This window comes from Streptomyces phaeolivaceus (genome assembly GCF_009184865.1).
GTDB classification, from domain to species: Bacteria; Actinomycetota; Actinomycetes; order Streptomycetales; family Streptomycetaceae; genus Streptomyces; species Streptomyces phaeolivaceus.
The window spans coordinates 8,913,570-8,940,563 of sequence record NZ_CP045096.1 but is presented as its reverse complement, the minus strand read 5'-3'; the positions used below and the strand labels follow the sequence as shown (position 1 = coordinate 8,940,563).

24 protein-coding genes and 1 pseudogene are annotated in these 26,994 nt (G+C 71.0%); 10 read left to right on the top strand and 15 right to left on the bottom strand.

What is annotated here, in order from left to right; translation table 11 throughout:
• Positions 1-396: 396 nt before the first annotated feature.
• The 7 genes from F9278_RS40760 to F9278_RS40730 all read right to left on the bottom strand — a co-directional run bounded on the left by F9278_RS40760 (position 397) and on the right by F9278_RS40730 (position 7,432).
• Complete coding sequence (locus F9278_RS40760) at positions 397-1,164, bottom strand: ABC transporter ATP-binding protein (RefSeq protein WP_152172803.1); 768 nt, start codon at positions 1,162-1,164, stop codon at positions 397-399.
• Positions 1,157-2,086 (bottom strand): ABC transporter permease, encoded by a 930-nt coding sequence (locus F9278_RS40755; protein ID WP_152172802.1) that lies wholly within the window; start codon positions 2,084-2,086, stop codon positions 1,157-1,159. Before F9278_RS40755 ends, F9278_RS40760 begins: the two co-directional genes overlap by 8 nt.
• A gap of 95 nt (positions 2,087-2,181) precedes the next feature.
• A complete protein-coding gene (locus F9278_RS40750; RefSeq protein ID WP_404819037.1) occupies positions 2,182-3,054 on the bottom strand; it encodes a glycosyltransferase family 2 protein in 873 nt (290 codons plus the stop codon).
• A gap of 8 nt (positions 3,055-3,062) precedes the next feature.
• Positions 3,063-3,791: a CDP-alcohol phosphatidyltransferase family protein gene (locus F9278_RS40745; protein WP_152172800.1), complete on the bottom strand. Its 729-nt coding sequence runs from the start codon at positions 3,789-3,791 to the stop codon at positions 3,063-3,065.
• Between the two features lie 28 nt (positions 3,792-3,819).
• Positions 3,820-4,884 (bottom strand): iron-containing alcohol dehydrogenase family protein, encoded by a 1,065-nt coding sequence (locus F9278_RS40740; protein WP_152172799.1) that lies wholly within the window; start codon positions 4,882-4,884, stop codon positions 3,820-3,822.
• Positions 4,872-5,624 (bottom strand): phosphocholine cytidylyltransferase family protein, encoded by a 753-nt coding sequence (locus tag F9278_RS40735; protein WP_152172798.1) that lies wholly within the window; start codon positions 5,622-5,624, stop codon positions 4,872-4,874. The genes F9278_RS40740 and F9278_RS40735 overlap by 13 nt, the downstream gene beginning before the upstream one ends.
• Complete coding sequence (locus F9278_RS40730) at positions 5,621-7,432, bottom strand: DUF5941 domain-containing protein (protein WP_152172797.1); 1,812 nt, start codon at positions 7,430-7,432, stop codon at positions 5,621-5,623. The genes F9278_RS40735 and F9278_RS40730 overlap by 4 nt, the downstream gene beginning before the upstream one ends.
• Before the next feature lie 572 nt (positions 7,433-8,004).
• Here F9278_RS40730 and galE point away from each other — a divergent pair.
• From galE to idi, 4 genes are all read left to right on the top strand, one after another.
• On the top strand, positions 8,005-8,976 hold the full coding sequence (gene galE / locus F9278_RS40720) for a UDP-glucose 4-epimerase GalE (RefSeq protein ID WP_152172796.1): 972 nt from the start codon (positions 8,005-8,007) through the stop codon (positions 8,974-8,976).
• Positions 8,977-9,152: 176 nt separating this feature from the next.
• Positions 9,153-10,091 (top strand): cation diffusion facilitator family transporter, encoded by a 939-nt coding sequence (locus F9278_RS40715; RefSeq protein WP_152172795.1) that lies wholly within the window; start codon positions 9,153-9,155, stop codon positions 10,089-10,091.
• On the top strand, positions 10,082-10,600 hold the full coding sequence (locus F9278_RS40710) for a GNAT family N-acetyltransferase (RefSeq protein WP_152172794.1): 519 nt from the start codon (positions 10,082-10,084) through the stop codon (positions 10,598-10,600). The genes F9278_RS40715 and F9278_RS40710 overlap by 10 nt, the downstream gene beginning before the upstream one ends.
• Before the next feature lie 125 nt (positions 10,601-10,725).
• Positions 10,726-11,319, top strand: coding sequence for an isopentenyl-diphosphate Delta-isomerase (gene idi / locus F9278_RS40705; protein ID WP_152172793.1), 594 nt, complete (start codon positions 10,726-10,728; stop codon positions 11,317-11,319).
• 3 nt (positions 11,320-11,322) lie between these two features.
• On the opposite strand, the gene F9278_RS40700 is transcribed toward idi, so the two are convergent.
• Both F9278_RS40700 and F9278_RS40695 read right to left on the bottom strand, forming a co-directional pair.
• Positions 11,323-11,838: an ATP-binding protein gene (locus F9278_RS40700; protein WP_152174425.1), complete on the bottom strand. Its 516-nt coding sequence runs from the start codon at positions 11,836-11,838 to the stop codon at positions 11,323-11,325.
• A gap of 173 nt (positions 11,839-12,011) precedes the next feature.
• Positions 12,012-12,722 carry an HdeD family acid-resistance protein gene (locus F9278_RS40695; RefSeq protein WP_152172792.1) on the bottom strand — a complete coding sequence of 237 codons (711 nt, stop codon included), beginning with the start codon at positions 12,720-12,722 and terminating at the stop codon, positions 12,012-12,014.
• 70 nt (positions 12,723-12,792) lie between these two features.
• On the opposite strand from F9278_RS40695, the gene F9278_RS40690 reads away from it, so the two are divergent.
• Positions 12,793-13,536 carry an enoyl-CoA hydratase/isomerase family protein gene (locus F9278_RS40690; RefSeq protein WP_152172791.1) on the top strand — a complete coding sequence of 248 codons (744 nt, stop codon included), beginning with the start codon at positions 12,793-12,795 and terminating at the stop codon, positions 13,534-13,536.
• A gap of 18 nt (positions 13,537-13,554) precedes the next feature.
• Here the strand turns inward: F9278_RS40690 and F9278_RS40685 are convergent, their stop codons facing one another.
• Both F9278_RS40685 and F9278_RS40680 read right to left on the bottom strand, forming a co-directional pair.
• On the bottom strand, positions 13,555-14,190 hold the full coding sequence (locus F9278_RS40685) for a DJ-1/PfpI family protein (protein ID WP_152172790.1): 636 nt from the start codon (positions 14,188-14,190) through the stop codon (positions 13,555-13,557).
• Between the two features lie 80 nt (positions 14,191-14,270).
• Positions 14,271-15,224 (bottom strand): GlxA family transcriptional regulator, encoded by a 954-nt coding sequence (locus F9278_RS40680; RefSeq protein WP_152172789.1) that lies wholly within the window; start codon positions 15,222-15,224, stop codon positions 14,271-14,273.
• Between the two features lie 111 nt (positions 15,225-15,335).
• On the opposite strand from F9278_RS40680, the gene F9278_RS40675 reads away from it, so the two are divergent.
• The 3 genes from F9278_RS40675 to F9278_RS40670 all read left to right on the top strand — a co-directional run bounded on the left by F9278_RS40675 (position 15,336) and on the right by F9278_RS40670 (position 19,014).
• A complete protein-coding gene (locus F9278_RS40675; RefSeq protein ID WP_152172788.1) occupies positions 15,336-16,202 on the top strand; it encodes an SCO6745 family protein in 867 nt (288 codons plus the stop codon).
• A gap of 103 nt (positions 16,203-16,305) precedes the next feature.
• A complete protein-coding gene (locus F9278_RS46545; protein ID WP_193241850.1) occupies positions 16,306-16,449 on the top strand; it encodes an LPFR motif small protein in 144 nt (47 codons plus the stop codon).
• Positions 16,450-16,629: 180 nt separating this feature from the next.
• A complete protein-coding gene (locus tag F9278_RS40670) occupies positions 16,630-19,014 on the top strand; it encodes a Tex family protein (RefSeq protein ID WP_152172787.1) in 2,385 nt (794 codons plus the stop codon).
• An 84-nt stretch (positions 19,015-19,098) separates the two neighbouring features.
• Here the strand turns inward: F9278_RS40670 and F9278_RS40665 are convergent, their stop codons facing one another.
• Together F9278_RS40665 and F9278_RS40660 are read right to left on the bottom strand one after the other, a co-directional pair.
• Entirely contained in the window at positions 19,099-20,739 is a 1,641-nt protein-coding gene (locus tag F9278_RS40665; RefSeq protein WP_152172786.1) for an ABC-F family ATP-binding cassette domain-containing protein, read from the bottom strand.
• A gap of 202 nt (positions 20,740-20,941) precedes the next feature.
• Positions 20,942-21,973 carry an oxidoreductase gene (locus F9278_RS40660; RefSeq protein WP_152172785.1) on the bottom strand — a complete coding sequence of 344 codons (1,032 nt, stop codon included), beginning with the start codon at positions 21,971-21,973 and terminating at the stop codon, positions 20,942-20,944.
• Between the two features lie 90 nt (positions 21,974-22,063).
• Here F9278_RS40660 and F9278_RS40655 point away from each other — a divergent pair.
• Positions 22,064-22,998 (top strand): annotated as a pseudogene (locus F9278_RS40655) (FAD-dependent oxidoreductase).
• 48 nt (positions 22,999-23,046) lie between these two features.
• Here F9278_RS40655 and F9278_RS40650 read toward each other — a convergent pair.
• Together F9278_RS40650 and F9278_RS40645 are read right to left on the bottom strand one after the other, a co-directional pair.
• Complete coding sequence (locus F9278_RS40650) at positions 23,047-24,774, bottom strand: BCCT family transporter (RefSeq protein ID WP_152172784.1); 1,728 nt, start codon at positions 24,772-24,774, stop codon at positions 23,047-23,049.
• A gap of 84 nt (positions 24,775-24,858) precedes the next feature.
• The gene (locus tag F9278_RS40645; RefSeq protein ID WP_404819036.1) at positions 24,859-26,157 is read right to left on the bottom strand and encodes a M14 family metallopeptidase; all 1,299 of its coding nucleotides are present in this window, start codon (positions 26,155-26,157) and stop codon (positions 24,859-24,861) included.
• 140 nt (positions 26,158-26,297) lie between these two features.
• Between F9278_RS40645 and F9278_RS40640 the strand changes: the two genes are divergently transcribed.
• The gene (locus tag F9278_RS40640; protein WP_152172782.1) at positions 26,298-26,936 is read left to right on the top strand and encodes a LysE family translocator; all 639 of its coding nucleotides are present in this window, start codon (positions 26,298-26,300) and stop codon (positions 26,934-26,936) included.
• Positions 26,937-26,994: the final 58 nt, after the last annotated feature.

The following is a 26,994-nucleotide window of genomic DNA, read 5'->3' as shown; positions in this document are numbered from 1 at the left end:
ATGCTCCGTCCGGGTGTCCTGCACATCACAAGAACGCACCGATTGCCCCCAAGATTCCTATGGGTGGCCGGAGTTGACACAGTCCTTGCCGGAGTTGGCGTTCCCTTTGCGGACACCGGTCTCCGCCCTCTCGCGAACACCGGCCCCGGTACCGCTTGCAGACGCCGGGCCCCGCCGGAACAGTTCCGGCGGGGCCCGGGTGATTTCGGGCCAGGGCCTGTCTTTCGGATCAGCCCTGGGCCGCGGGGTTTGGCACGCGCCTCTGCCGCGTTGTCGTCGGTCGCCGACGCTCCGCGTCGACTCCCTCCTCCGCCTTGCAGCCGCACGCACCAAACCCCGCTCACCGGAAGCAACTGCACGCCGCCACCGGAAGTCGGCCTGCTCCGAAGACAGGCCCTACTTCCCCGTGAACTTCTCGTATTCCTTCAGGACCTCGTCCGTCGGGCCGTCCATGCGCAGTTCGCCGCGTTCCAGCCACAGGACGCGGTCGCAGGTGTCGCGGATGGACTTGTTGTTGTGGCTGACCAGGAAGACCGTGCCGGCCTCCTTGCGCAGCTCGCGGATGCGGGCCTCGGAGCGCTTCTGGAAGGAGCGGTCACCGGTGGCGAGGGCCTCGTCGATCATCAGCACGTCATGGTCCTTGGCCGCCGCGATGGAGAAGCGCAGGCGGGCCGCCATGCCGGAGGAGTAGGTGCGCATCGGCAGGGTGATGAAGTCGCCCTTCTCGTTGATGCCGGAGAAGTCGACGATGCCCTGGTAGCGCTCCCTGATCTGCTCGCGGGACATGCCCATCGCGAGCCCGCCCAATATGACGTTCCGCTCGCCCGTGAGGTCGTTCATCAGGGCCGCGTTGACACCGAGCAGCGAGGGCTGGCCGTCGGTGAAGACCTTGCCCTGCTCCGCCGGGAGCAGACCGGCGATGGCGCGCAGCAGGGTGGACTTGCCGGAACCGTTGGAGCCGATCAGGCCGATGGCCTCGCCGCGGTAGGCGATGAAGGAGACGCCCTTGACGGCGTGCACCTTGCGCACCCCGCGCTCCTCGCCGCGCTTGACGATACGGCTGAGGGCGGCGGTGGCGCTGCCCTTGCCGGTCTTGGCGCCGTTGACGCGGTAGACGATGTGCAACTCGTCCGCGATGACGGTGGGGATGAGTGACTCAGCCACGGCCGTACCTCTCCTCCGCCTTCCAGAAGTACACGAAGCCGCCGAGCGCGATCAGCAGGGCCCAGCCGCCGGCGACCGCCCATACGTGCGGGGGCAGGTTCTCCCGGCCGTAGCCGTCGATCAGCGCGAAGCGCATCAGGTCCATGTAGATCGCGGCCGGGTTCCACTGGAGGACGCTGGCGATCCACTTGGGGTGGTCCTCCAGCATCACCGGGATGGAGAACATGACGCCGGAGGCGTACATCCAGGTCCGCATCACGAACGGCATCAGCTGCGCGAGGTCCGGGGTCTTGGAACCCATGCGGGCCATGATCAGCGCGAGGCCGGTGTTGAAGAGGAACTGCAGCACCAGCACGGGGACGATCAACAGCCAGGACAGCTTCGGGTAGCTGCCGAAGCCGACCGCCACACAGAACAGCACGATCATCGAGAACAGCAGTTGCTGGAGCTGCTGGAGCGCGAAGGAGATCGGCAGCGAGGCGCGCGGGAAGTGCAGCGCGCGCACCAGGCCGAGGTTGCCGGAGATCGCGCGGACGCCCGCCATCACCGAGCTCTGGGTGAAGGTGAACACGAACACACCCGTGACCAGGAACGGGATGTAGACCTCGCGGGGCATGCCGCGGTCGGCGCCCAGGATCAGACCGAAGATCAGGAAGTACACCAGCGCGTTGAGCAGCGGGGTGGCCACCTGCCACAGCTGGCCGAGCTTGGCCTGGCTGTACTGCGCGGTGAGCTTCGCCTGGGAGAAGGCGAGGATGAAGTGCCGCCGCCCCCACATCTGGCGGACGTACTCGGCCAGTCCGGGCCGGGCGCCGCTCACGGCGAGCCCGTACTTGGCGGCCAGTTCCGTCGCGGAGAGCCCGTCGTCGGGCGACGGACGGTCGCTCACCACAACCCTGCCGTCATGCGTTGTCTCACTCACAAATGGAAACTTTCGTCCTCAAAGTGCGCAGCCTGGTCGGGCCGAGGCGGAAACCTGGACCGGGTACGGCCGAATGCTCTCAGATTTCGAGCTTGTCAGATGACGGGAGGCCGGCCCAGTCTGGTCAGCCGCCACACCGTACGCCACTTCATGGGCCGACGGGGGCCGCAGGGGCTGGTCCAGCCCTCCTTGAAGCCGCCCAGCCAGGCCCGCAGGGCGGGGCGGGAGGGTTTGCGCAGCAACGTCAGCAGCAGCCAGACGCCCAGATAGACCGGGACGAGGGGGGCCGGGAGGTTGCGGCGCGCGAGCCAGACGCGGTTGCGGGCGACCATGCGGTGGTAGACCGCGTGCCGGGAGGGCGCGGTCGTGGGGTGGTACAGCACCATGTCGGACCGGTAGTCGATCATCCAGCCCGCGTCGAGAGCCCGCCAGGCGAGGTCGGTCTCCTCGTGCGCGTAGAAGAACTCGTCGGGCAGACCGCCGACTTCGGCGAAGACCTGGGTGCGTACGGCGTTGGCGCCGCCGAGGAAGGTGGTGACCCGGGAGGAGCGCATCGGGTCGGCGGCCCGCAGCCGGGGCACATGGCGCCGCTGGGTCCGACCGCTCTCCGGGTCGGCGATACGGAAGCTGACGATGCCGAGTTCCGGGTCGGCGTCGAATGCCTGACGGCAGAGTTCGGCGGTGTCGTGGTGGGCGAGCAGACCGTCGTCGTCGAGGAAGAGCAGGACGTCGACGTCCCGGCCACTGGGTCCGAACGCCTCGATGCCTATGTTGCGACCGCCGGGGATGCCGAGGTTCTCGGGCAGCTCGACCGTCCGTACGCCCTCGGGGACGTCCGGGACGGGCGAGCCGTTGCCGACGACGACCGCCTCGACCCGGTCGCCCTCCTGCTTGGCGACCGAGTCGAGGAGGGCGCGGAGTTCGTCGGGGCGGTTGCCCATGGTGATGATCACCGCGCCGACCTTCATGCCGCCGCTCACTTCAGCCTGCTGGACGCGAGGATGGAGACCAGGTGCAGCAGGGTCTGGAGCAGCGCGATCCCGGCGAGTACGGCGACGCCGAGCCGGGAGAAGAAGAGGTCGCCCCGGGCCTGGTCCACGATCGCGAGGACCAGGATCAGCAGGGAGGCCTCGACTCCGAGGATCAGCCGGTGGAACTTCAGGGCGGCGGCGGCCTTGCGGGCCAGCGCCATGCCGGAGGTGCGCGGCTCGGAGGCCGACTCCTGGACCGGCGGCTTGCCCTGCTGGTGCCGGGCGACCCCGACGAGGTCCGTCTCCGCCTTGATCAGGATGGCGCCGAGGGCGGCGAGGGTGCCGAGGAAGGCCCACAGCCAGTCGATCCGGCCGGTGCCCCACAGATCGGCGGCGCGCAGGCCGAAGCCGACGAGCACGGCCGCGTCGCACAGGTAGGCGCCGACCCGGTCGACGTAGATGCCGGCCATCGAGTACTGCTTGCGCCAGCGGGCGATCTCGCCGTCGACGCAGTCGAACAGCAGATACAGCTGGACCATCAGCACACCGAGGACGGCGCCCGTGATGCCCGGCACCAGCAGGGCCGGGGCGGCGAGGACGCCGAACACGGTCATCAGGTAGGTCAGCTGGTTGGGCGTGACCCGGGTGTTCACCAGGTGCCGGTCGATGCGCAGGGAGATCTCGCGCATGTAGAGCCGGCCGGCCCAGTGCTCGCCGCTCCGCCGGTCCTTCACACCCGGCGGGTGTACGACCGGGCGGAGTTCAGCTACCGATGGCTTTGGCATAGTCGGCGTAGGCGTCCTTGATCTGTTCGGTGCTCAGTTCGAGGTGTTCCAGGATGGTGTAGCGGCCCGGCCGGGTCTGCGGGGCGAACTCCACGACCTGGACGAACTCGTCCACGGTGAAGCCGATCTCGTCGGGGAGGACGGGCAGTCCGTGGTGGCGCAGGACCTCGACCATCTGGCCCGCGACCTCGGTGTTGCCGCGCAGGAACGTGGCGAACGCGCCGCCGAGACCGCACTGTTCACCGTGCAGGGCGTTGCGCTTGGGAAAGCTGAGGTCGAAGGCGTGGCTGATCTCGTGGCAGGCGCCCGAGGCGGGACGGCTGTCGCCGGCCACGGACATGGAGATCCCGCACAGCACGAGGGACTCGGAGAGCGTGGTCAGGAACTCGTCGTCGCCGACGCCGCCGGGGTGGCGCAGGACGGCCTCGGCGGCCTGGCGGGCCATGGCGGCGGCCAGTCCGTCGACCTTCTCACCGGTCTCCCGGCTGGACAGCTCCCAGTCGGCCACGGCGGAGATCTTGCAGATCACATCGCCGATGCCGGCCCGCACGAAGCGCACCGGGGCCTCCCGGATGACGTCCAGGTCGATGACGATGCCGATCGGGTTCGGCACACCGTAGGAGCCGCGGCCCGCGTCGTTGTCGAGGGTGGCGACCGGCGAGCACAGACCGTCGTTGGCGAGGTTCGTGGCGACGGCGACCAGCGGCAGGCCGACCCGGGCCGCCGCGTACTTGGCGCAGTCGATGACCTTGCCGCCGCCGAGCCCGACCACGGCGTCGTAGTGACCGCCCTTCTTGATCGAGTCGGCGAGCCGGACCGCTCCGTCGATGGTGCCGTCGGCGTCACAGAACCAGTCCGCTTCCGGGAACGCGGGGGCGAACCGCTCCTGCAGCGCCTTGCCGGAGCCGGCGCTGATCGCGAAGGCCAGCCGGCCCGACGGCGCGATGCGCTGGTCCGACAGGATCGTCGCCAGATCATCGAGCGCGCCGGGACGGATGTCCACGACGACCGGCGAGGGGATGAGCCTCGTCAGTACTGGCACGCGATCTCACGTCCCTTGGCGAGGTCCTCGTGGTTGTCGATCTCGACCCACCTGACGTCACCGATGGGCGCGACGTCGATCCGGAAGCCGCGGTTCACGAGCTCCTGGTAGCCGTGCTCGTAGAACTGCTGCGGGTCCGTCTCGAAGACCGTCTTCAGCGCGTCGGCCAGCTCGTCGGCGGCCTCGCCCTCGATCAGGGTGACGCCGATGTACTCACCGGTCGCCTCGGCCGGGTCCATCAGCTTGGTGATCTTCGTCATGGAGCCCTCGGGGCCGACGACGACCTTCATCTCCTCGTCGGCGAGGGACTTCACCGTGTCGAGGGCGAGGATGATCTTCTTGCCGTCGCCGCGGGCGGCGAGCAGCGTCTTCTCCACGGAGACCGGGTGCACGGTGTCGCCGTTGGCGAGGATCACCGAGTGCTTGATGGCGTCACGGCCGCACCACAGGGAGTAGGCGTTGTTCCACTCCTCGGCCTTGTCGTTGTCGATGAGGGTGATCTTGACGCCGTACTTCTGCTCCAGCGCCTCGCGGCGCTCGTACACGGCCTCCTTGCGGTACCCGACGATGATCGCGACCTCGGTCAGGCCGATCTCGGCGAAGTTGCCGAGGGTCAGGTCGAGAACGGTCAGGCTGTCCTCGTTGCCCTCCGGACCGACCGGCACGAGTGCCTTGGGAAGGGTGTCGGTGTAGGGGCGAAGACGCCGTCCGGCGCCGGCCGCCAGCACGAGGCCGATCATGCGGGTTCTCCTTCATCGTGTACGGCGGGTGCGCCTGTCTTATGGGCGGTCACCCAGAAGCGGATGCTCTCGAGAAGCACCAGCAGCGCCACGGCCACGGCGAGAGCCGTGAGCGCGACCTTGAACTCTGTGGGCGCGAGCAGCGCGGCGAGGACGGTGACCAGCAGGGTCCTGCCGTCATGACCGCCGATCGCCCGCACCAGCCACCGGGGTGGCGCGCCGGCGTCGCCGCGGATGCGGTACACCGTGTCGTAGTGATGGTAGGCGACGGCCGCCACCAGCCCGAAAGCCGCGGGAAGGGCCCCGTTCACCTCGGCTTTGGCCGCCAGCAGCAGAACGGTGCAGTACTCGGCGGCGCGGAAGAGCGGGGGGACCAGCCAGTCGAGGGGGCCCTTGAGGGGGCGTTCGACGGCTTCCGCCGACAGCAGGACGTACAGACCGGCCACTGCCACGACCTGCCAGGCCGGGCCCCAGACCCAGGCGGCGGTCACCACGGCCACGGCTGCGAAGGCCGCGCTGAGCAGTGCCGTCTTGCGGGGCGGGCCCGGCAGGAACCGTGCCAGCGCCTCGGCGAGCGGGCCGGTGTCCGTGAGGTCCGCCAGCGCCCGCGCCGCCCGGTCCGTGCGCCGGGCCTTGCGGGTCAGCGAGCGCAGGACGCGGCCCGCCGTGGTGTACGTCGCGGCGAAGGCGCAGCCGATGAGCAGCGCGTAGAAGGTGATACGGGGCGTGGTGACCGCCGTGAGGACGGCGATCATGGCCCAGCGCTCGCCGATCGGCAGGACGATCATGCGGCGGACCCAGACCGTCCAGCCGACGCTGTCGAGCTTGCCGGAGAGGGCCGCGGTGGGGCTGGTGTTGGCGGTGGCGTCGTGGTTCGCCTCGTTGAAGGAGAAGTCGACGACATGGCGGCAGGTCTGGAGGACCATCGCGCCGAGTGCGAGCGCCCATACGTCGTCACTGCCGCCGCCCCGGGCCGCGCCGAGGGCGAGGCCCGCGTAGTAGGCGTACTCCTTGGCTCGGTCGAAGGTGGCGTCGAGCCAGGCGCCGAGCGTGGAGTACTGCAACGAGTAGCGGGCCAGCTGCCCGTCGGCGCAGTCGAGGACGAAGGAGAGGAGCAGCAGCAGGCCGGCGGCGACGAAGCCGCCGCGGGTGCCGGTGGCCGCGCAGCCGGCCGCGATCAGGGCGGTGATCAGCGAGGCCGTGGTGACCTGGTTCGGGGTCAGGCCCCGGCGGGCGCACCAGCGGGCGAGGTAGCGGGAGTACGGGCTGATGAAGTGGGTGGTGAAGAAGCCGTCGCGGGACTTCACCGCCGTGCGCAGCCGTACGGCCTCGTCGTCGACGGCGGCGACCGCCTGGCGGGCCTCGTTGCGGGCCTGCGGGTCGGCGGGGACGGCGGCGACCAGGGTGCCCAGCTCGGGCCGGTACAGGCTGACGCCGTCCGTGTCGAGGGCGGCGACCACGCGGTCGGCGACGCTGTCGACGGCGACGGCGGTGGTGCCGCTCGCGGCGGAGTTCTCGCGGGCCAGGGCCCGGGTCAGCGCCTGGCGGGCGGCGGCCTGCGCGGTCACGGCGCCCGGCAGGGCGGCGGCGTCGAAGCGGGGGTCGGTGAGTCCGAGGCGCAGCGCGTGCGGGTGGCCCACGAAGCGGGCGTCGACGATCGCGACGCGCTGGTCGGCGGGCACCGTCGCGAGGAGCGTCTGGGCGTCACCGGCGTCGGAGGCGACCCGCACGTCGAAGCCGAGCGACCGCAGATCGCCCTCCAGCGACGACCCGGGCACCGGCTGACCGGTGAGGATGGCGGTCGACAGACGAACTCACTCCCTGGGTGCCGACGCGACCGCGCCGGACATGTGAACGTGGTGATGGAGGCGCACAGGGCCCGGGGCCTGTCGTCGAATTCCCGTCGTCCGCCCGAAGGGCGGGCCTCGCGGCGTCAGGTGCGTGCTCTCGGCGTGCCGGGCGTGGACCCGCGTACTGGACGTACTCGGGTCTGCGCCCGGTGCGCCGAGAGTGCGTGCGTGGCGGCGCGAGGCAGACGGGAATTCGACGACAGGCCCTGGGGCCCGGCGGCGTGTCGGCAGAGGTTATCGGATGAAGGGAAGCAGGCGTTCACCGCCCGTTCACGGCCTGATCAGTTGCACCTGCTCAGGACGTCGGCCCTCCGCCGCGATCATCATCGGGGATGTGGGGGTTACGCCACAAACTCCGATGCGGATATCGGTTGATAGCCACGCAAGAGGAAGGGGCAACTGCTCTGGAAAGGGCCTCTGCCGCGCCTCGCCGAGGGGCGCGGGCACTCACGCACGACGTCGCACCCGCCATCCCTCCACACCCCCCACGGCGAATGGGCACAACGAACACCCCGCATAAGGTTGACCGCATGACATGGCTGATCACAGGCGGGGCGGGCTACATCGGCGCACACGTGGCGAAGGTCATGACCGGGGCCGGCGAACAGGTGGTCGCGCTGGACGACCTCTCCGCGGGGGTCCGGGGCCGCCTCCCCGAGGACATCCCCCTGATCCACGGTTCCGCCCTCGACGGCGACCTCCTCAAGCGCGCACTCACCGAGCACGCGGTGACCGGCGTGGTCCACCTCGCCGCCCGCAAGCAGGTGGGCGAGTCCGTCGCCCAGCCCACCCGTTACTACCAGGAGAACGTCGGCGGTCTCGCCACCCTCCTGGAGGCGGCGGCCGGTGCCGGGGTGGAGCGCTTCCTCTTCTCCTCCTCCGCCGCCGTCTACGGCAACCCGGACGTGGACCTCATCACGGAGGACACCCCCTGCGCCCCGATGAGCCCGTACGGCGAGACCAAGCTCGCCGGTGAATGGCTGGTCCGGGCCGCCGGTCAGGCGCACGGCATCGCGACCGTGTGTCTGCGTTACTTCAACGTGGCGGGCGCCGCCGCCCCGGCCCTCGCGGACACCGGCGTGTTCAACGTCATCCCGATGGTCTTCGACCGCCTCACCCGCGACGAGGCCCCGCGGATCTTCGGCGACGACTACCCGACCCCGGACGGCACCTGCGTCCGGGACTACATCCATGTCGCCGATCTCGCCGACGCGCACCTCGCGGCGGCCCGCCGGCTCACCGGCGAAGGGGCCACCGGCGATCTGACCGTGAACATCGGCCGCGGCGAGGGCGTTTCGGTCCGCGAACTCGTCGATCTCATCGGCGAGGTGACCGGCGACCGCCGTCCCGCACTGGTCGGACCGCGCCGCCCCGGCGACGCCCCGCGCGCGGTCGCCTCGGCCGCGCTGGCCGAACGGGAACTCGGCTGGACGGCCCGGCGCGGGGTGCCCGAGATGGTCGAGTCGGCCTGGGCGGGCTGGCGGGCGCACCGCGGCATCTGACCGCCGACAGCCCCGCCCCGACCTTGGCAACGCTCTGACCTGCATATCGTTTCCGCAGGTCAGAGCACATGACAACGGTGTTCAGTGCCGCGTTGCCGGATACCCCCCACCCGTAGTTCACTGTGATCCGGAACCGAACACACGGACGCAATGGACGCATCGGAAAGGCGGATTCCATGGGGGTCGGTCACGACCACGGGCACGCGCATCACGCGCCGACCACCGGTACGGCGGCAGCGGCGTACCGCGGGCGGCTGCGGATCGCGCTGTCGATCACGCTCACCGTCATGGTGGTCGAGATCGTCGGTGGTGTGCTCGCGGATTCGCTGGCGCTCATCGCCGACGCGGCGCACATGGCGACGGACGCGGTGGGCCTCGGGATGGCCCTCCTCGCGATCCACTTCGCGAACCGCCCGCCCAGCGGCAACCGCACCTTCGGCTACGCCCGCGCCGAGATACTCGCGGCGCTCGCCAACTGTCTGCTGCTGCTCGGCGTCGGCGGGTATGTGCTGTACGAGGCGATCCAGCGGTTCATCACACCGGTCGGCACCGAGGGCGGGCTGACCGTGGTGTTCGGCGCGATCGGTCTGGTCGCGAACATGATCTCGCTGACCCTGCTGATGCGCGGCCAGAAGGAGAGCCTGAACGTCCGGGGCGCCTTCCTGGAGGTGGCCGCCGACGCGCTCGGCTCGCTGGCGGTGATCATCTCGGCGGTGGTCATCCTGCTCACCGGCTGGCAGGCCGCCGACCCGATCGCCTCGCTGGTCATCGGTCTGATGATCGTCCCGCGCACGGTGAAGCTGCTGCGCGAGACGCTCGACGTCCTGCTGGAGGCGGCACCGAAGAACGTCGACATGGCCGAGGTCCGGGCCCACATACTGGCGCTGCCGGGTGTGGAGGACGTCCACGATCTGCACGCCTGGACGATCACCTCCGGTATGCCGGTGCTCTCCGCCCATGTGGTGGTCGGCTCCGACACACTGGACTCCATCGGCCACGAGAAGTTGCTGCACGACCTCCAGGGCTGCATCGGCGACCACTTCGACGTCGAGCACTGCACCTTCCAACTGGAGCCGAGCGGCCACGCGGAACACGAGGCGAAGCTGTGTCACTGACGACCGTCTGGACCACACGACCGGAGACGTCCGCCGACCGGGCGGAGGTGTTCGGCGTCAACGCCGCCGCCTTCGAGACGGACGCGGAGGCCCGACTGGTCGACGCGCTGCGCGAGGACCCCGGGGCCTGGCTGCCGGAGCTGTCGTACGTGGCCGAGGCACCGGACGGCACGATCGCGGCGTACGCGCTGATCACGCGCTGTCATGTGGACGGGACGCCCGCGCTGGCGCTGGCCCCGGTCGCGGTGCTGCCGGACCGTCAGCGGCAGGGGGCGGGGGCGGCCGTCGTCCGCGCGGCGCTGGAGGCGGCACGCGCGCGTGGGGAGCGGCTGGTCCTCGTCCTGGGGCATCCGGAGTACTACCCGCGCTTTGGATTCGTACATGCGTCCGAGTACGGCATCCGGCCTGATTTCGACGTGCCGGACGAGGCGATGATGGCGCTGGTACTGGACGGTTCCGCTTCCGCGGCACCCGGCACCATCAGGTATCCGGCCGCGTTCGGGGTCTGACCCCTGGTCCGCAGGTGTCTTCGGGCGGGGTGCGCGGGTAGGACATGCAGGTTGGCGCGAAGTGCCGGGAGTGCCGGTTTTCGTGCGGCAAACTTGAGACTCGAAGAACGAGGCGAAGGATGGGCATGCCGATCACACCTGCCACCGCGATGCACAGTCCCCAGAGCGGCACCACGGAAGCGATCCTGCTGGAGCTGGTCGACGAGGACGGCACCACGATCGGCACCGAGGAGAAGCTGGCCGCTCATCAGCCGCCCGGTCGACTGCACCGGGCCTTCTCCGTCTTCCTCTTCGACGAGCGCGGGCGGCTGCTGCTCCAGCAGCGGGCCCTCGGCAAGTACCACTCCCCCGGTGTCTGGTCGAACACCTGCTGCGGCCACCCCTACCCGGGCGAGTCCCCCTTCGCGGCGGCGGCCCGGCGGACGTACGAGGAGCTGGGCGTCTCCCCGGCGCTGCTCGGCGAGGCGGGCACGGTGCGCTACAACCACCCGGACCCGGCCTCGGGCCTGGTGGAGCAGGAGTTCAACCATCTCTTCGTCGGGCTGCTGCGGGGCCCGCTCCGGCCGGACCCGGAGGAGGTCGGGAGCACCGCCTTCGTCACCCCGGCCGAGCTGGCGGAGCGGCATGCCAAGGACACCTTCTCGGCCTGGTTCATGACGGTCCTGGACTCGGCCCGGCCGGCGGTCAGAGAGCTGACGGGACCGGCCGCGGGCTGGTGATCCTCACCCCTGGATCAGGTGTGCGGGTTCGAGCGGCAGGGCGACCCAGATCACCTTGCCGCCACTCGCGGTGTGTTCGACGTCGCAGGCCCCGCCCGCCTCCAGGGTGATCTCGCGCACCAGGAGCAGTCCACGGCCGCCGAGCCGGCCGTGGTCGGCCTCCAGGGCGGTCGGGCGGTAGGGGTGGTTGTCCTCCACGGAGACCCGCACCCACTCCGCCCCGACCGCGACCTCGACGGCGAGCGTGGGCGACAGCAGCGCCGCGTGTTTCACGGCGTTCGTCACCAGCTCGGAGACGATCAGCAGAAGTCCTTGGACGAGGTCGTCCGAGAGGGGCACGCCCTGGCGGGCGAGCAGGTCCCGGACGGCGCGCCGCGCCTGCGGCACCGAGGCGTCGACGGCGGCAGCGGTGAACCGCCAGACCCCTTCGTAGGGCAGTGGCTCCGGCGGCCTCGGGGCGTCGGAGCCGTGCCCGCCGCCGTCAGGGCGTGGGTCGCTCCCGCGCCCTTGGTCGTCCATTGTCCGGTCGCCACCCTTGCGCTCGATTGTCACCACATGTCGAGTGTTGGTAACTCAGCGCTGCGCACGGAGAACTGAACAGAAGTCAGCGCCTATCGACGACTTTCGGATCACTCGTGAGCGAGTCGGCCAGGCACACGAACACTTCTGTTCGGTTCGTGCCGCTTTCGGAACTATTCGGGTTGTACGGGTTTGCCGCCCGAGCCGTCCGCCGTCTCCGCCGGCCGCTCACTCTCCGTGAGCCGCTCCGAGACCAGCCCCACCACGCGCCGGCCGCCGAACCCGGTGGCGATCAGACCGAGCCCGTCGAAGAGCAGGGCCAGCGAGAAGAAGGTGCCTATGACGTACTTGCTGCTGCTCGGCCAGGAGGCGAGGACCAGGATGCCGAGGAGCAGCCCGAAGGCGCCCTGGACGAGGGTCCAGCCGAACTGGGGGCCGCGCACCACGAGACTGCCGACCAGCCGGAACACCCCACCGGTCAGGAAGAGCAGCGCGGCGAACATGGTGAGCGCCTCGGCCGCCGCCTCCGGGCTCTTGATGACGACCACGCCCGCCGCGATGTTGAGGGCGGCGACCACGACACCGAGCCAGAAGAAGTTGGTGCCGCGCGCCTGGACCGCGTGCAGCAGTCCGATCGCGCCGCCGACCAGCAGCAGCCAGCCGAAGAGGACCATCGAGGTCAGGGTGGCGAAGCCGACGTAGAAGAGTCCGACGATCCCCGCGATCACCAGGACCACGCCGAGTACGGCGAGCCGGCCGAAGCCCCGGCTGAGCCGGGCGGTCTCGGCGTCGACGTCCTGGACGGCGTACACCCCCGTCCCGGCCGGCGCGGGCGCGGTGTCCCGCGCGGCGGGCGTGGCCTTGGCCTTCCTGGATCCGAGCATGCGGGGCCTCCTCGCGGTTCCGGGCCCCTTCTTGATCGTATGGGCGGGAGGGGTCGCTAGCATCCGGTGCATGGAGCCTCAGTTGTCGGACACCGTCGCCGACGGGGTCGCGACCGTCGTCGTCCACCACCCGGCCAAACGCAACGCCATGACGGCCGGGATGTGGCGGGCGCTGCCGCCGCTGCTCGACCGGCTGGCCGCCGACCCCGGCGTACGGGCTCTGGTGCTCACCGGGGAGGGCGGGACGTTCTGTGCGGGGGCCGACATCTCCACGCTACGGGAGTCCCCGGCCGAGGCCCAGGGGTCGGCGGTGCGCGCCGAGGAGGCGCTCGCCGCCTTTCCGAAGCCGACGCTCGCGGCGATCCGCGGGCACTGTGTGGGCGGCGGCGCGCAGTTGGCGGTGGCCTGCGATCTGCGGTTCGCGGAGGAGGGGGCGCTGTTCGGGATCACCCCCGCGAAGCTGGGGATCGTCTACGCCTCCTCCTCCACCAGGCGGTTGGTGTCGCTGGTCGGGCCGGGCACCGCCAAGTACCTGCTGTTCTCGGGCGAGTTGATCGACACGGAACGGGCGCTGCGCACGGGGCTGGTGGACGAGGTGCTGCCGGCCGGTGAACTCGCCGCTCGTGTCACGGAGTTCACCCGGGTGCTGGTCTCGCGCTCGGGGCTGACGCAGGCGGCGGCCAAGGAGTTCGCGAACGGCCGTACCGACCGGGACGACCACTGGGCCGGGCAGGCGCGGGGCAGTGGCGACACCGCGGAGGGCGTCGCCGCGTTCCTGGAGCGCCGACCGCCCCGGTTCACCTGGACGGTGTGAGGCGGACCCGGCGGCGGGTCACTCGACGGCGAACCGGCTGCTGGTGCGGAACTCCTCCACCAGGTGGGCGGGCGCCTTGTGCGGGGCGCCGGCGTCGTAGGGCGGCCGCGGGTCGTACTCGGTCAGCAGCTGTACGGCGCGGGCGTGCTCGTCGCCCGCGATCCGGCCGACCAGGGTCAGGCCCATGTCGATGCCCGCGGACACCCCGGCCGCCGTGACGTACTTGCCGTCGATCACGACCCGCTCCCCCGTGGGCTCGGCGCCGAACCGCTTGAGATATTCCAGCCCGAGCCAGTGCGTGGTGGCCCGGCGGCCTTCGAGGAGCCCCGCCGAGGCCAGCAGCAGCGAGCCGGTGCACACGGACGTCGTCCAGGCGCTCGTACGGTCGGCCGCGCGCAGCCAGGCGAGGAGGGTCTCGTTCTCCATCTGGTCGAGCTGGCCGGGGCCGCCCGGCACCACGAGGATGTCCGGGTCCGGGACCTCGGCGAGCGTCCGGTCGGCCGTGAGCGCGAGCGCGCCGGTGTCGGAGCGGACGGGTCCGCTCTCCTCGGCGACGAAGACGAGTTCGGCGTCGGGGAGCCGCACGAGCATCTCGTACGGGCCCACCGCGTCGAGGGCGGTGAAGCGGTCGAACAGGACGATGGCGATCCGCATCGGGGGCCTTTCGGTTCGGTCGGGTCGGTGAGGTCAGGTCGGAGGGACCGGGTCGGAGGGACCGGGTCGGGCCCGTCGGCTCAGCCGGCCGGGACGGGGCGGAACCGGCGGCGGTACTCCGCCGGAGAGGTGCCGAGGGCCTTCACGAAGGCGCGGCGCATGGCCTCGGACGTGCCGTAGCCGCTGCCGCGGGAGATCTCCTCGACGCCGTCGGAGGTGTCCTCCAGGAGGCGGCGGGCGTGTTCGAGGCGGACCCGGTCGACGTACCGGCCCGGGGTCATGCCCGTCTCGGCCTGGAAGGCGCGGGCGAAGTGGCGGGGCGAGAGCCGGGCACGGGCGGCCAGCCGCTCGACGGCCAGGTCGTCGCCGGGGTGCTCGGTGATCCACCGCTGGACCTCGCGGAGCGGTTCCCGCCGGGCGGTCTGGGCGGCCAGCTGGGCGCTGAACTGGGCCTGGTTGCCCGGTCTGCGCAGGAAGACGACCAGGTGACGGGCTATGGCGAGGGCGGCGTCGCGGCCGATGTCCTCCTCGACCAGCGCGAGTGCGAGATCGATACCGGCCGTGACACCGGCGGAGGTGGCGACGCGCCCGTCGCGGACGTAGATGGGGTCGGGGTCGACCTCGATCGCCGGATGGTCGCGGGCCAGCGTGTCGCAGTACGCCCAGTGGGTGGTGACCCGGAGGCCGTCCAGGAGGCCCGCCTCGGCGAGCAGGATCGCGCCGGTGCAGACCGAGACCAGGCGCTCCGCGCGCGGGCCGCGCTCGCGCAGCCAGGCGACGACCTCGGGGTCGGGGTTCCGGGTGCCGTGGCCGCCCGGGACGAGCAGGGTGTGCGGGGCGGGCGCGGCGGCCAGGGAGTGGTCCGGGACGAGGGTGAGGCCGCTGGAGGTCCGTACGGGCGTGCCGTCCAGGGAGGCCGTGGTGACGCGGTACGTCCCGGGGGTGTGCTGTGCCGCGCCGGCGAAGACCTCCAGCGGGCCGGTGACGTCGAGGCTCTGCACGCCGTCGAAGAGGACGACCAGGACAGTTCGCATGCCCTCGATTCTTCGGCGGGCGGGCCATGGCCGCAATGACGAGTACCCCACCTTTCCTGCCACGGCCCCCACCGGTAGGCGACCGACCAACTGGTCGGTAACCTGCCGGGCATGACTTCCTCTCTGCCGGAGCGCGCCGGGCGGCGCTGCCACAGCCTCCTCAATCCGTTCCACTCCGCGCACTACTTCTCGCCGGATCTGGGCCGGGAGCTGGCCGCCGTGGGGGTGGAGGACCCCCGGGCGGCGTACTTCGCGGTGCGGGCGGCGGCCCTGGGCGGTGTCGGCGCGGGCGCGGTGACGGCCACCTTCTTCAACTTCCGGCACGAGCTGGTGGCGGCACACGTCCCGGCCGTGTGGGAGACGGCGTCGCCGTCGGTGGTGCTGGCGGCCCGCGAGCGCGTCGCGGACGCCACGCTGCGGCGGCTGCTCGGCGAGGAGCTGATCGCCTCCTCGGAGGTCGCCGAGGCCGCGGAGCTGGCGCTGCGCGCCACCGAGGCGTGCTCACGGACCGCGCGCCCCCTGTACGCCGCGCACGCCGATCTGCCTCTACCCGAGCGCCCTCATCTCGCGCTCTGGCACGCGACCACGCTGTTGCGGGAGCACCGGGGCGACGGACATCTCGCGGTGCTCCTCGACGCCGGTCTCGACCCGGTCGAGGCGCTGGCCAGCCACAGCGCGACCGGGAAGGGCATGTCCCCGAAGTGGGCCGTCGGCACACGCGGTTGGACCATGGACGAGTGGGACGCCGCGACCGCCCGGCTCCGCGCGCGCGGGCTGCTCGACGCCGAGGACGAGCTGACGGAGGCGGGCGTCGCCTTCCGCAGGGAGATCGAGACCGCGACGGACCGCCTCGACCTGGCGCCGTACGAGCATCTGGGCGCGGCCGGGGTGGAACGGCTCACCGAGCTGATGACGGGGCTGGTGACGACGATGCTCGGGGCGGGGGCTTTCCCGGCGGGGATGATCGGCAAGCGCTGAGCGGACCGCGCTGAGCGGTCGGGCCGGTCCAGGCATGAACCTTGTGCGGCGCGGTACCCGATCGTTCCTGGCCCAGCCAGCCGGGAGACGAAAGGGGAAGTACGTGTTCCGTGCGATCGCAGACGTGTTGCGCCAGATCGGCGGGGCCATCGCGACGGTGGTCACGCTGCCGTTCCGGGCCCTGGCCCGGCTCTTCGGCGGCGCGTCGAGTTCGACGCGCCGCGGCGGGCGGACCCGCCGGGCCTGAGCGGGACGGACCCGCCGGGCCTCGACGAGACGGGCCCGCAGACCTCCGGAGCCGGACACGGCCGACGTGTCCGGCTCCGCCCGCGTCCCGGACCCGCGCGTTTCGCTCCCTGATCCCCCGCTGTCGGTGCCACCTGCCACAATTGCCGCGCAACCTCAGTGGAGAAGGCGGTACGGCAACGTGACGACACCCCTCGTAGGGTCCATCGAAGGCAGGATCGCCGAGGAGCTCGGCGTACGGGAGCGGCAGGTCAGGGCCGCGGTGGAGCTGCTCGACGGCGGTTCGACCGTGCCCTTCATCGCCCGCTACCGCAAGGAAGCGACCGAGATGCTCGACGACGCGCAGCTGCGCACGCTGGAGGAGCGGCTGCGCTATCTGCGGGAGCTGGAGGAGCGGCGGGCCGCGATCCTCGACTCGGTGCGCGAGCAGGGCAGGCTGACGCCCGAGATCGAGGAGCGGATCCGCGCCGCCGAGACCAAGGCGCGGCTGGAGGACATCTACCTCCCCTTCAAGCCGAAGCGGCGCACGAAGGCGCAGATCGCCCGCGAGGCCGGTCTCGAACCGCTGGCCGAGGGCCTGCTCGGCGACCCGGGCGTCGATCCGCTGGCGGCAGCCGCCGCGTTCGTGAACGCGGACAAGGGCGTCGCCGATCCGCAGGCCGCGCTGGACGGCGCGCGAGCCATCCTCACCGAGCGGTTCTCGGAGGACGCCGACCTGATCGGCGAGCTGCGCGAGCGCATGTGGGTACGGGGCCGGCTGGCCGCCAAGGTCAAGGACGGCAAGGAGGAGGCGGGCGCCAAGTTCGCCGACTACTTCGACTTCGCCGAGCCGTTCACCGAGCTGCCCTCCCACCGCATCCTGGCGATGCTGCGCGGCGAGAAGGAGGACGTCCTCGATCTCGTCCTGGAGCCGGAGGAGCCCTCCGAGCAGCCCGGCCCGTCGTCGTACGAGGGGATCGTCGCCCATCGTTTCGAGATCACCGACCGTGGGCGGCCCGCCGACAAGTGGCTGAAGGACACGGTCCGTTGGGCCTGGCGGACCCGGATCCTGGTCCACCTCGGCATCGATCTGCGGCTGCGGCTGCGGACGGCCGCCGAGGACGAGGCGGTGAACGTGTTCGCGGCGAACCTGCGCGATCTGCTGCTGGCCGCGCCCGCCGGTACGCGCGCGACGCTCGGCCTGGACCCCGGTTTCCGTACGGGCGTGAAGGTCGCCGTGGTCGACTCGACCGGCAAGGTGGTGGCGACGGACGTCATTTACCCGCATGTCCCGGCCAACAGGTGGGACGAGGCCATCGCCAAGCTGGCCCGCCTGGCCAAGGAGCACGCGGTCGATCTGATCGCGATCGGCAACGGCACGGCCTCCCGCGAGACCGACAAGCTGGCCGGTGAACTGATCACCAAGCACCCGGAGTTGAAGCTCACCAAGGTGATGGTGTCGGAGGCGGGCGCGTCCGTGTACTCGGCGTCGGCGTTCGCCTCGCAGGAGCTGCCGGGCATGGACGTCTCGCTGCGGGGCGCTGTGTCGATCGCGCGTCGGCTCCAGGACCCGCTGGCCGAGCTGGTGAAGATCGACCCGAAGTCGATCGGGGTCGGGCAGTACCAGCACGACCTGTCCGAGGTGAAGCTGTCGCGTTCCCTGGACGCGGTGGTGGAGGACTGTGTGAACGGCGTGGGCGTGGATGTGAACACGGCCTCCGCGCCGCTCCTCTCGCGCGTCTCCGGCATCTCCTCCGGGCTCGCCGAGAACATCGTGGCCCACCGTGACGCCAACGGTCCCTTCACCTCGCGTTCCGAGCTGAAGGGCGTGGCACGGCTCGGCCCCAAGGCGTACGAGCAGTGCGCGGGCTTCCTGCGGATCCGGGGCGGCTCCGATCCGCTGGACGCGTCCAGCGTGCACCCGGAGGCGTACCCCGTCGTACGGCGGATGGTGAAGACCTCCGGTCAGGAGGTGGCGGCGCTCATCGGCAACACGGGGGTGCTGCGGTCGCTCAGGGCCGGGGACTTCGTGGACGAGACGTTCGGTCTGCCGACCGTGTCGGACATCCTGAAGGAGCTGGAGAAGCCGGGGCGTGACCCTCGGCCCGCGTTCAAGACGGCCACGTTCAAGGAGGGCGTCGAGAAGATCTCCGACCTGGTGTCCGGGATGGTGCTGGAGGGGGTCGTGACGAACGTGGCGGCGTTCGGGGCGTTCATCGACGTCGGTGTGCACCAGGACGGTCTGGCGCATGTGTCCGCGCTGTCCAAGACCTTCGTGAAGGATCCGCGCGATGTGGTCAAGCCCGGGGACATCGTGAAGGTGAAGGTGCTCGACGTCGACATTCCGCGCAAGCGGATCTCGTTGACGCTGCGGCTGGACGACGAGGCGGCGCCGAAGGGGGCCGCCGCCGGGCAGGGCGGTGGGGGGTCCCGGCCTCAGCGGGGGGCTCGCGGGGGTCAGCCGCCGCGGCAGCAGGGGCGTGGGGGTGGTTCGCGGCAGGGTGGTGCGGCTGCGCCGCCGCCGGCGAACAGTGCGATGGCTGACGCGTTGCGGCGGGCGGGGTTGGTGAACAAGAAGCGGGGGTGAGTGGCAGGGGGGTGCGTTTTTGGCTGCGGGTCCGGTGGGGGCTTCTCACGCAGTTCCCACCCACCCGCAGCCGACAACGCGGGCTCAGCTCTCCGTCACCTTGCCCGCCTCCACCGCGAAGCGCCTCGTGACCCTCACCGCGTCCAGCATCCGGCGGTCGTGGGTGACCAGGAGCAACGTGCCCTCGTAGGTGTCGAGGGCGGATTCGAGTTGCTCGATGGCCGGGAGGTCGAGGTGGTTGGTGGGCTCGTCCAGGATCAGGAGGTTGACGCCTCGGCCCTGGAGGAGCGCGAGGGCCGCGCGGGTGCGTTCGCCGGGGGACAGCGTCACCGCCGGGCGTAGGACGTGGTGGGCCTTCAGGCCGAACTTGGCGAGGAGGGTGCGGACTTCGGCGGGTTCCGTGTCGGGCACGGCCGCGCAGAAGGCGTCGAGGAGGGACTCGGGGCCGTGGAAGAGCCCCCGGGCCTGGTCGACCTCGCCGACCAGGACGCCCGAGCCGAGCGCGGCGTGGCCCGAGTCCAGGGGGACCCGGCCGAGCAGCGCGCCCAGGAGCGTCGACTTGCCCGCGCCGTTCGCGCCGGTGATGGCGATCCGGTCGGCCCAGTCGATCTGCAGGGACACCGGTCCGAAGGCGAAGTCCCCCCGGCGCACCTCGGCGTCGCGCATCGTGGCGACGACCGCACCGGAGCGCGGGGCCGCCGCGATCTCCATGCGCAGCTCCCACTCCTTGCGCGGCTCCTCGACGACGTCCAGCCGTTCGATCATGCGCTGCGTCTGCCGGGCCTTCGCGGCCTGCTTCTCGCTCGCCTCGCTGCGGAACTTGCGGCCGATCTTGTCGTTGTCGTTGTTCGCCTTGCGCCGGGCGTTCTTGACGCCCTTGTCCATCCAGGAGCGCTGCATCTGGGCGCGGTCCTGGAGGGCGGACTTCTTGTCGGCGTACTCCTCGAAGTCGTCGCGGGCGTGCCGGCGGGCCGTCTCGCGCTCCTCCAGATAGGCCTCGTATCCGCCGCCGTAGAGGTTGATCTGGTTCTGGGCGAGGTCGAGTTCGAGGACCTTGGTGACCGTGCGGGTGAGGAACTCACGGTCGTGGCTGACGACGACCGTGCCGGCGCGCAGGCCGGAGACGAAGCGTTCGAGGCGTTCCAGGCCGTCCAGGTCGAGGTCGTTGGTGGGCTCGTCGAGGAGGAAGACGTCGTAGCGGGAGAGGAGGAGGGAGGCGAGGCCGGCGCGGGCGGCCTGGCCGCCGGAGAGGCCGGTCATCGGCTGGTCCAGGTCGACGGCGAGGCCGAGGGAGTCGGCGACCTCCGCGGCGCGCTCGTCGAGGTCGGCGCCGCCTAGGTCGAGCCAGCGCTCCAGGCTCACCGAGTACGCGTCGTCGGCGCCCGGCGCGCCGTCCACCAGTGCCTGGGTGGCCTCGTCCATCACGCGCTGGGCCTCCGCCACGCCTGTGCGCCGGGCGAGGAAGTCCCGTACGGTCTCGCCCTCCCGGCGCTCCGGCTCCTGCGGGAGGTGGCCGACGGTCGCCGTGGGTGGGGAGAGGCGTAGCTCGCCGGCCTCCGGGGGGAGCAGGCCGGCGAGGAGGCGGAGCAGGGTGGACTTGCCCGCGCCGTTGGCGCCGACCAGTCCGATCACGTCCCCGGGGGCTACGACTAGGTCGAGGCCGGAGAAGAGTGAGCGGGCGCCGTGGGCGGCGGTGAGGTTCTTGACGACGAGGGTGGCGGTCACGGTTGGGGATCCTAACGACAGGGGGGTGGGTGGTCCCAGCCGCGTCCGGGGCGGCCATGGCTTTTTCGCCCCCGCCGCCCCTACCCGTCCCGTCCTTCAGGGGCTGCGTGCCCCTTCCACCCCCGTCAAAGATTCGGGGCTCCGCCCCGGACCCCGTTCGCGCGGTTCCCCGCGCCCCTGAAGGGCGCGGGTCCCCTCGGTCCTAGTCGGCTGTCATCGGTTCCACCAGTACCGTTCCTGCCGTGCGGGCCACGATGAAGGAGTTTCCCTTTGTTGTTCCGGGGTCGAGGCCGATGCGGTGCTGGCCGGCCGGGAGGATGCCGTCGAAGAAGCGGTAGGTGTGGGGGCGGTAGAGGCGGTCCAGGCGGTAGGCGGTGAGTTCCACGCGGCAGGTGGAGGTGATCTCGATGCCGGCCTGGCCGCCGACGGCGACGAGGCGGGTGAGGCGGCGCTGTTCCGTGGGGCTGCGGTCGAGGGCGTGTTCGATCTGGGCGACCAGGAGCGGGATGATCGGGGCGAGTCCTTCGACGTAGGCGACCTGGACGCCCGCCCGGTCGAAGGCGAGCCGTACCGCCTCTCGGTCCGTCTCGCCGACGACCCGGCCGAAGGCCACGACGCCGTAGGTGCGCAGTTCGTCGGGGCTCACCCCGGTGGCGTCGTGCGCTATGTCGGCGCCGATCCCGATCGCGCGCAGGGCGGCGGCGAGTTTGGCGAGGACGGCGACCCGGGCACCGATGAGAAGGACCCGGCGCCGGGCCGACGAATCGGCGGCGGACTCGCGCAACAGGGACTGCAGCGCGCTGCGGTACTCGGGGCCGTGGAACCGGAAGGGGCCGATGCCCGTGTAGCCGTTGAGCCTGAGGTCGGCCTCCTCCTCCGTCTGCCAGGCGAAGTCCCGCCACACGAAGTCGTCGCCGTCGCGCTCTATCACCGCGGTCACGGCACCGCAGGCGAGGTCGGCGCATTCGGGGCAGCCGTAGATGACGTAACGGCCGCGGGTGAGGGGTGCCTCGGCCTCCAGGAGCAGGCCGCGCACCTGGGCGGTGAAGATCGAGGGCGGGACGTCGGAGGCGAGTGGGGAGACGGCGTCGAGGTCGGAGAGCTGGAACAGCAGCGGGCGTCCGTCGACTATGAAGTCCACGAAGTCCCGGTGCGCTTGGTAGTCACCGTTGGCGAGGACGCCACCGGCTCGCATCGCCGGTGCCAGGCCGAAGGTCGCGTACTCGGCAGACATGGTGTGAGTATCCCCACAAAGCCAGACTTGTGAGCACTGCATGTCATATTCCGTTAACGTCCCTGGGTGGCCAATGAATCGAACAGCGATATGAGCGACGTGATCGTGGTCGGTGGTGGAGTCGTCGGTCTCACGACGGCCGTCACGCTGGCGGAGAGCGGCCTGCGGGTGCGGATCTGGGCGCGGGAGCCCGGAGAGCGGACGACGTCCGCCGTCGCGGGCGGACTGTGGTGGCCGTACCGGATCGAACCGGAGGAACTCGTGGGCGGCTGGACGCTCGACTCCCTGTCCGTGTACGAGGAGTTGGCGGGCCGCCCGGACGCGACAGGCGTACGCATGGTCGAGGGCGTACACGGCGAGACCTCGCTGGACGGGCTCGGTCCCTGGGCCTCTCGGGTGGCGGGGCCGCGGGTGGCGACGGCCGAGGAGTACCCGGGCGTCGGCCTGTGGGCCCGGCTGCCGCTGATCGACATGCCGGTCCATCTGCGGTGGCTGCGCGCGCGGTTCCTCGCGGCGGGCGGCGCGGTGGAGGAGCGTACGGTCACCGACCTCGCGGCGGTCGAGGCGCCCGTCGTCGTCAACCGCACGGGGATCGGGGCGCGGGAGCTGGTCCCGGATCCCTCCGTGCGGCCGGTGCGGGGGCAGTTGGTCGTGGTGGAGAACCGGGGGTCGACACCTGGCTGACCGCCGCGGATCACTCCGGTTCGAAGAGTACGTACTTCATGCCGCAGCCCGGTGGGTTGCTCCTCGGTGGTACCGCGGAGGAGGACGACTGGTCCCTGACGCCGGATCCGGTGATCGCCAAGGAGATCGTGGAGCGGTGCGCGGCGTTGCGGCCCGAGATCGCCGGGGCGCGGGTCGTCGAGCACCGGGTGGGGTTGCGGCCCGCCCGCCCGGCGGCGCGTCTGGAGCGTGAACTCCTGCCGGGCGGGCGGGTGTTGGTGCACAACTACGGGCACGGTGGGGCCGGGGTGACGGTGGCCTGGGGGTGTGCGGGGGTCGCCGCACGGCTGGCCACGGGGTGAGCGCGGCTGGGTGAGGGCGGGTCGTCGGTCACCGGCCCCGTCGCGTTCCTACTCGGGGTGACGGGCGCCGACCGGGTCCCCCTCGACATCCGTTCCCTGGCCCGGACCGACCCTGATCTCGAACTCGCCGTCGTACCGCTTGTGGCCCTCGATGACGGCGAGTTCGACCGCTTCGGAGGCCATCTCCTCGCGGACGATCACATGGTCGCGGCGCAGGTCGCGCATCATGGCGACACACATGCCGATCATGACGAGGACAAAGGGCGCGGCGGCGAGGATCGTCAGGTTCTGCAGGCCGGTGAGCGCGTCGCCCTGCCCGCTGCCGACGAGGAGCATGATCGCGGCGACGGCCCCGGTGACGACACCCCAGAAGACGACGACGAAGCGGCCGGGTTCGAGCGCGCCGCGCTGGGAGAGCGTGCCCATGACGATGGACGCGGCGTCGGCGCCGGAGACGAAGAAGATGCCGACGAGGATCATCACCAGGAGGCTGGAGACCGTGGCGATGGGGAACTCGTGGAGGACGGCGAAGAGTTGGCCCTCGGGGGTGGCCTCCTCACCGATCCGGCCCTGCTCCTGGAGCTTCATCGCCGTACCGCCGAAGACCGCGAACCAGACGAGGCTGACGGAGCTGGGGACGAGGATGACACCGCCGACGAACTGGCGGATCGTGCGGCCACGGCTGATGCGGGCGATGAACATACCGACGAAGGGCGTCCAGGAGATCCACCACGCCCAGTAGAAGACGGTCCAGCTGCCGAGCCAGTCGGCGACGCCGTCACCGCCGGAGGCCTCGGTGCGGCCGGCGAGCTGGGGCAGGTCACCGAGGTAGGAGAAGACCGAGGTGGGCAGCAGGTCGAGGATCAGGATGGTCGGGCCGGCGACGAAGACGAAGACCGCGAGCACCAGGGCCAGCACCATGTTGGTGTTGGACAGCCACTGGATGCCCTTCTCGACACCCGACACCGCGGAGGCGACGAAGGCCAGGGTGAGGACCGCGATGATGCCGACGAGCAGCCCGGTGCTGACCTTGTTCATCCAGTCCAGCTCCTTGAAGCCGGAGCCGATCTGGAGGGCGCCGAGGCCCAGGGAGGCCGCCGAGCCGAAGATCGTGGCGACGATCGCGAGGATGTCGATGACCCGGCCGCAGGCGCCGCCTGCGTGCTTCTCGCCGATCAGCGGGGTGAAGACGGCGCTGATGGTCTGGCGGCGCTGCTTGCGGAAGGTGCTGTAGGCGATGGCGAGGCCGACGACGGCGTAGATCGCCCAGGGGTGCAGGGTCCAGTGGAACAGCGTGGTCGCCATCGCCGTCTCCATGCGCTCGCCGGAGCCGCCGGGGTTCGTGCCCGGCGGGGGCGAGGTGTAGTGGGCGAGGGGCTCGCTCACGCCGTAGAACATCAGGCCGATGCCCATACCGGCGCTGAACATCATGGCGACCCAGGAGACCGTGCGGAACTCGGGTTTCTCGCCCTCGACGCCCAGGTGGATGCGGCCGTAGCGGCTGACCGCGAGCCACAGGGCGAAGACGACGAAACAGGAGGCGGCGAGCATGAAGGCCCAGCCGCCGTTGTGGATCAGGCCGTTCAGCAGCTTGCCCGAGGCGGTTTCGAGGGAGTCGGTCCAGATGGCGCCCCAGAGCACGAAGGCCAGGGTGAGTGCCGCCGTCACTCCGAACACGACGCGGTCCGTCCGGGGCCGCCCGCCGCCGGAGAGATCCGCCTCCGAACCCGGAAGCGCGCCTCCCCCGTGGTGGGTGGTGCGATGATCGTGCGTCACAGGTGGAACCTTTCGGCGAGTGGCTGGAACTGACCTTCTCCTGCCCAGGAACCCCTACCACATGTGACGCCGACCCCTACTTGTTCAACAGGCGATGTCGGGAGCCCCCTCCGCCAGGCGGTACGGCGCCCGCGCGTCGAGCAGCAGCGGGACCAGCGCGCGCAGTTGCCGGCGCAGCGGTACGAGGACGTCGGCACCGTCTTGACCTGGGCGAACGCGAATGCCGTGCAGGGCAAGCTCGTCGGCGAACTCCGCGTACTGCTGTGCGGTGAGCCGGTAGCCGCAGGGCGGGTCCTGGATCACCTCGGCGGGTTCGGCGGGGTCGTTGTCGGCACCGCCGAGGTAGACCGGGCCGGTGTCGCGGAGTCCGGCGCGCCGGGCCGCGCCGGTCGCCCGGTCGATCTGTCGGCCGCGTTCCCCGGCGAAGTCGAACAGGCCCTCAAGGGCGGCGAGCTGGGAGTCGACCCGGCGCCGGTTGTTGACCGGTTCCGGGGTGTCGGCCGTCGGCGGGTCCACCCGGCTCTCGATCAGCAGCCCGACGGAGTGCTTGATTCCGGACATGTTCCGCAGGATGCGTTCCTGGCCGTCGCCCGCGACCTGGCGGATCGGGTCGCCGGTGACCGGGTCGGTCCAGATGCCGTAGGTGCCGGTCGAGTAGCCGGCGGCTCCGGCGGTCGGACGGACGTGGTCCAGGGACAGGCCGCGGGCCTCGCTGTGGACGGCCGGGTCGGTGTTGAGGTTGCGCGGCCAGAGGTCGAAGAGGTCCTTGTCGTAGAACCGGGGTGTGGCGCCGTATTCGTGCAGGTCGTAGACGATGTCGGGCCGGTGGTCGCGGACGACGGCGGCGAGTGCGCGGGCCTCGGCGGTCTGCAACGCGAGGTGGTCGCGGTTGATGTCGACGCCGTCGCTGTTGCCCCGGGTGTCGGCGACCCGGCCATCGGGGTTGGCGGTGGGCACGACGAGGACGGTGGTGGTGTTCAGCAGCCGTGCGGTCCGCTCGTACCTGGCGAAGGCGAGGTCGCGGATCGTGGTGAGGCAGGCGTCGCGGCCCGAGGGCTCGTCACCGTGCTGGCTGCAGACGAGGAGGACCGTGCGGGAGGTGGGGCGGGTGCCGATGCGGACGAGTCGCAGCGGACGGTCCTCCTTGGTGGTGCCGATGCGGGTGATCGACACGCGGTCGCTCGCCCGGTCCACGGCGGCGAGGAACTCCCGCTTCTCGGGCTGACCGGTCCAGCGGGCGCCGCCCGACCGTTCGAAGCCGGTGCGCGGCCAAGCTGACGGGTTCGTGGATTCCTGGAGGGGAAATCCAGAGAACCGGAGGGTGGCTGCGCCTCGAGAGGCAGAGTAGCCCGTGGGTTCCGGGCTGCTGGTTGGCTTCGACAGTCCACTTCGGCTCCGCGCTTGATCCGCGCCAGTTCCTGGTGCGGAGTGCTTGGCCATGGCTTGGCGCTCTGGCGCGTCTCAGGCCCTGCGCGGCGAAAAGGAGCTGAAGGGCGAAACCTGGCCGTGCTTCCATGGGCGCCATGGTGTCTGCTGAGCGTTTACTTGCCTTCGCGGCTATGTCGTTCCTGTTGATCGTGATCCCCGGGCCCAGTGTGCTGTTCGTGATCGGGCGGGCGCTGGCTCAGGGGCGTCGGGCTGCGCTGACCACTGTCGTGGGGAACACGTTGGGCGCCTATGTGCTCATCGTGGCCGTGGCTCTCGGGGTCGGGTCGATCGTGGAACGCTCCGTCCTCGTCTTCACGGTGCTGAAACTGGCCGGGGCCGGCTACTTGGTGTATCTGGGTGTCAAGGCGTGGCGGCAACGCCGCTCGTTGCAGGCCACGTTCGCTGCTGACAAGGCCCCGCAGGGCGGACTGCGCACGTTGTGGGAGGGGTTCGCGGTCGGTGTGGCCAACCCCAAAACCATTGTGTTCTTCGCCGCCGTGCTGCCGCAGTTCGTCGACCGCGCCCAAGGACACGTCGTGGTTCAGATGCTGTTGCTCGGGCTGGTCTTCAACATCATCGCGGTGGCCTGCGACAGCCTGTGGGGACTGGCCGCGGCGACCGGACGGGACTGGTTCGCCCGCTCACCCCAGCGGCTCTCTCTGGTCGGAGGAGTCGGCGGGCTCGCGATGATCGGCCTCGGTGTCACTGTCGCCGCGACAGGACGCAAGGACTGATCATCCCGTATCAGGCAGGCGCGCCGGGTCAGCGGGCGGCGGCTCGTTCGGCCTGGCT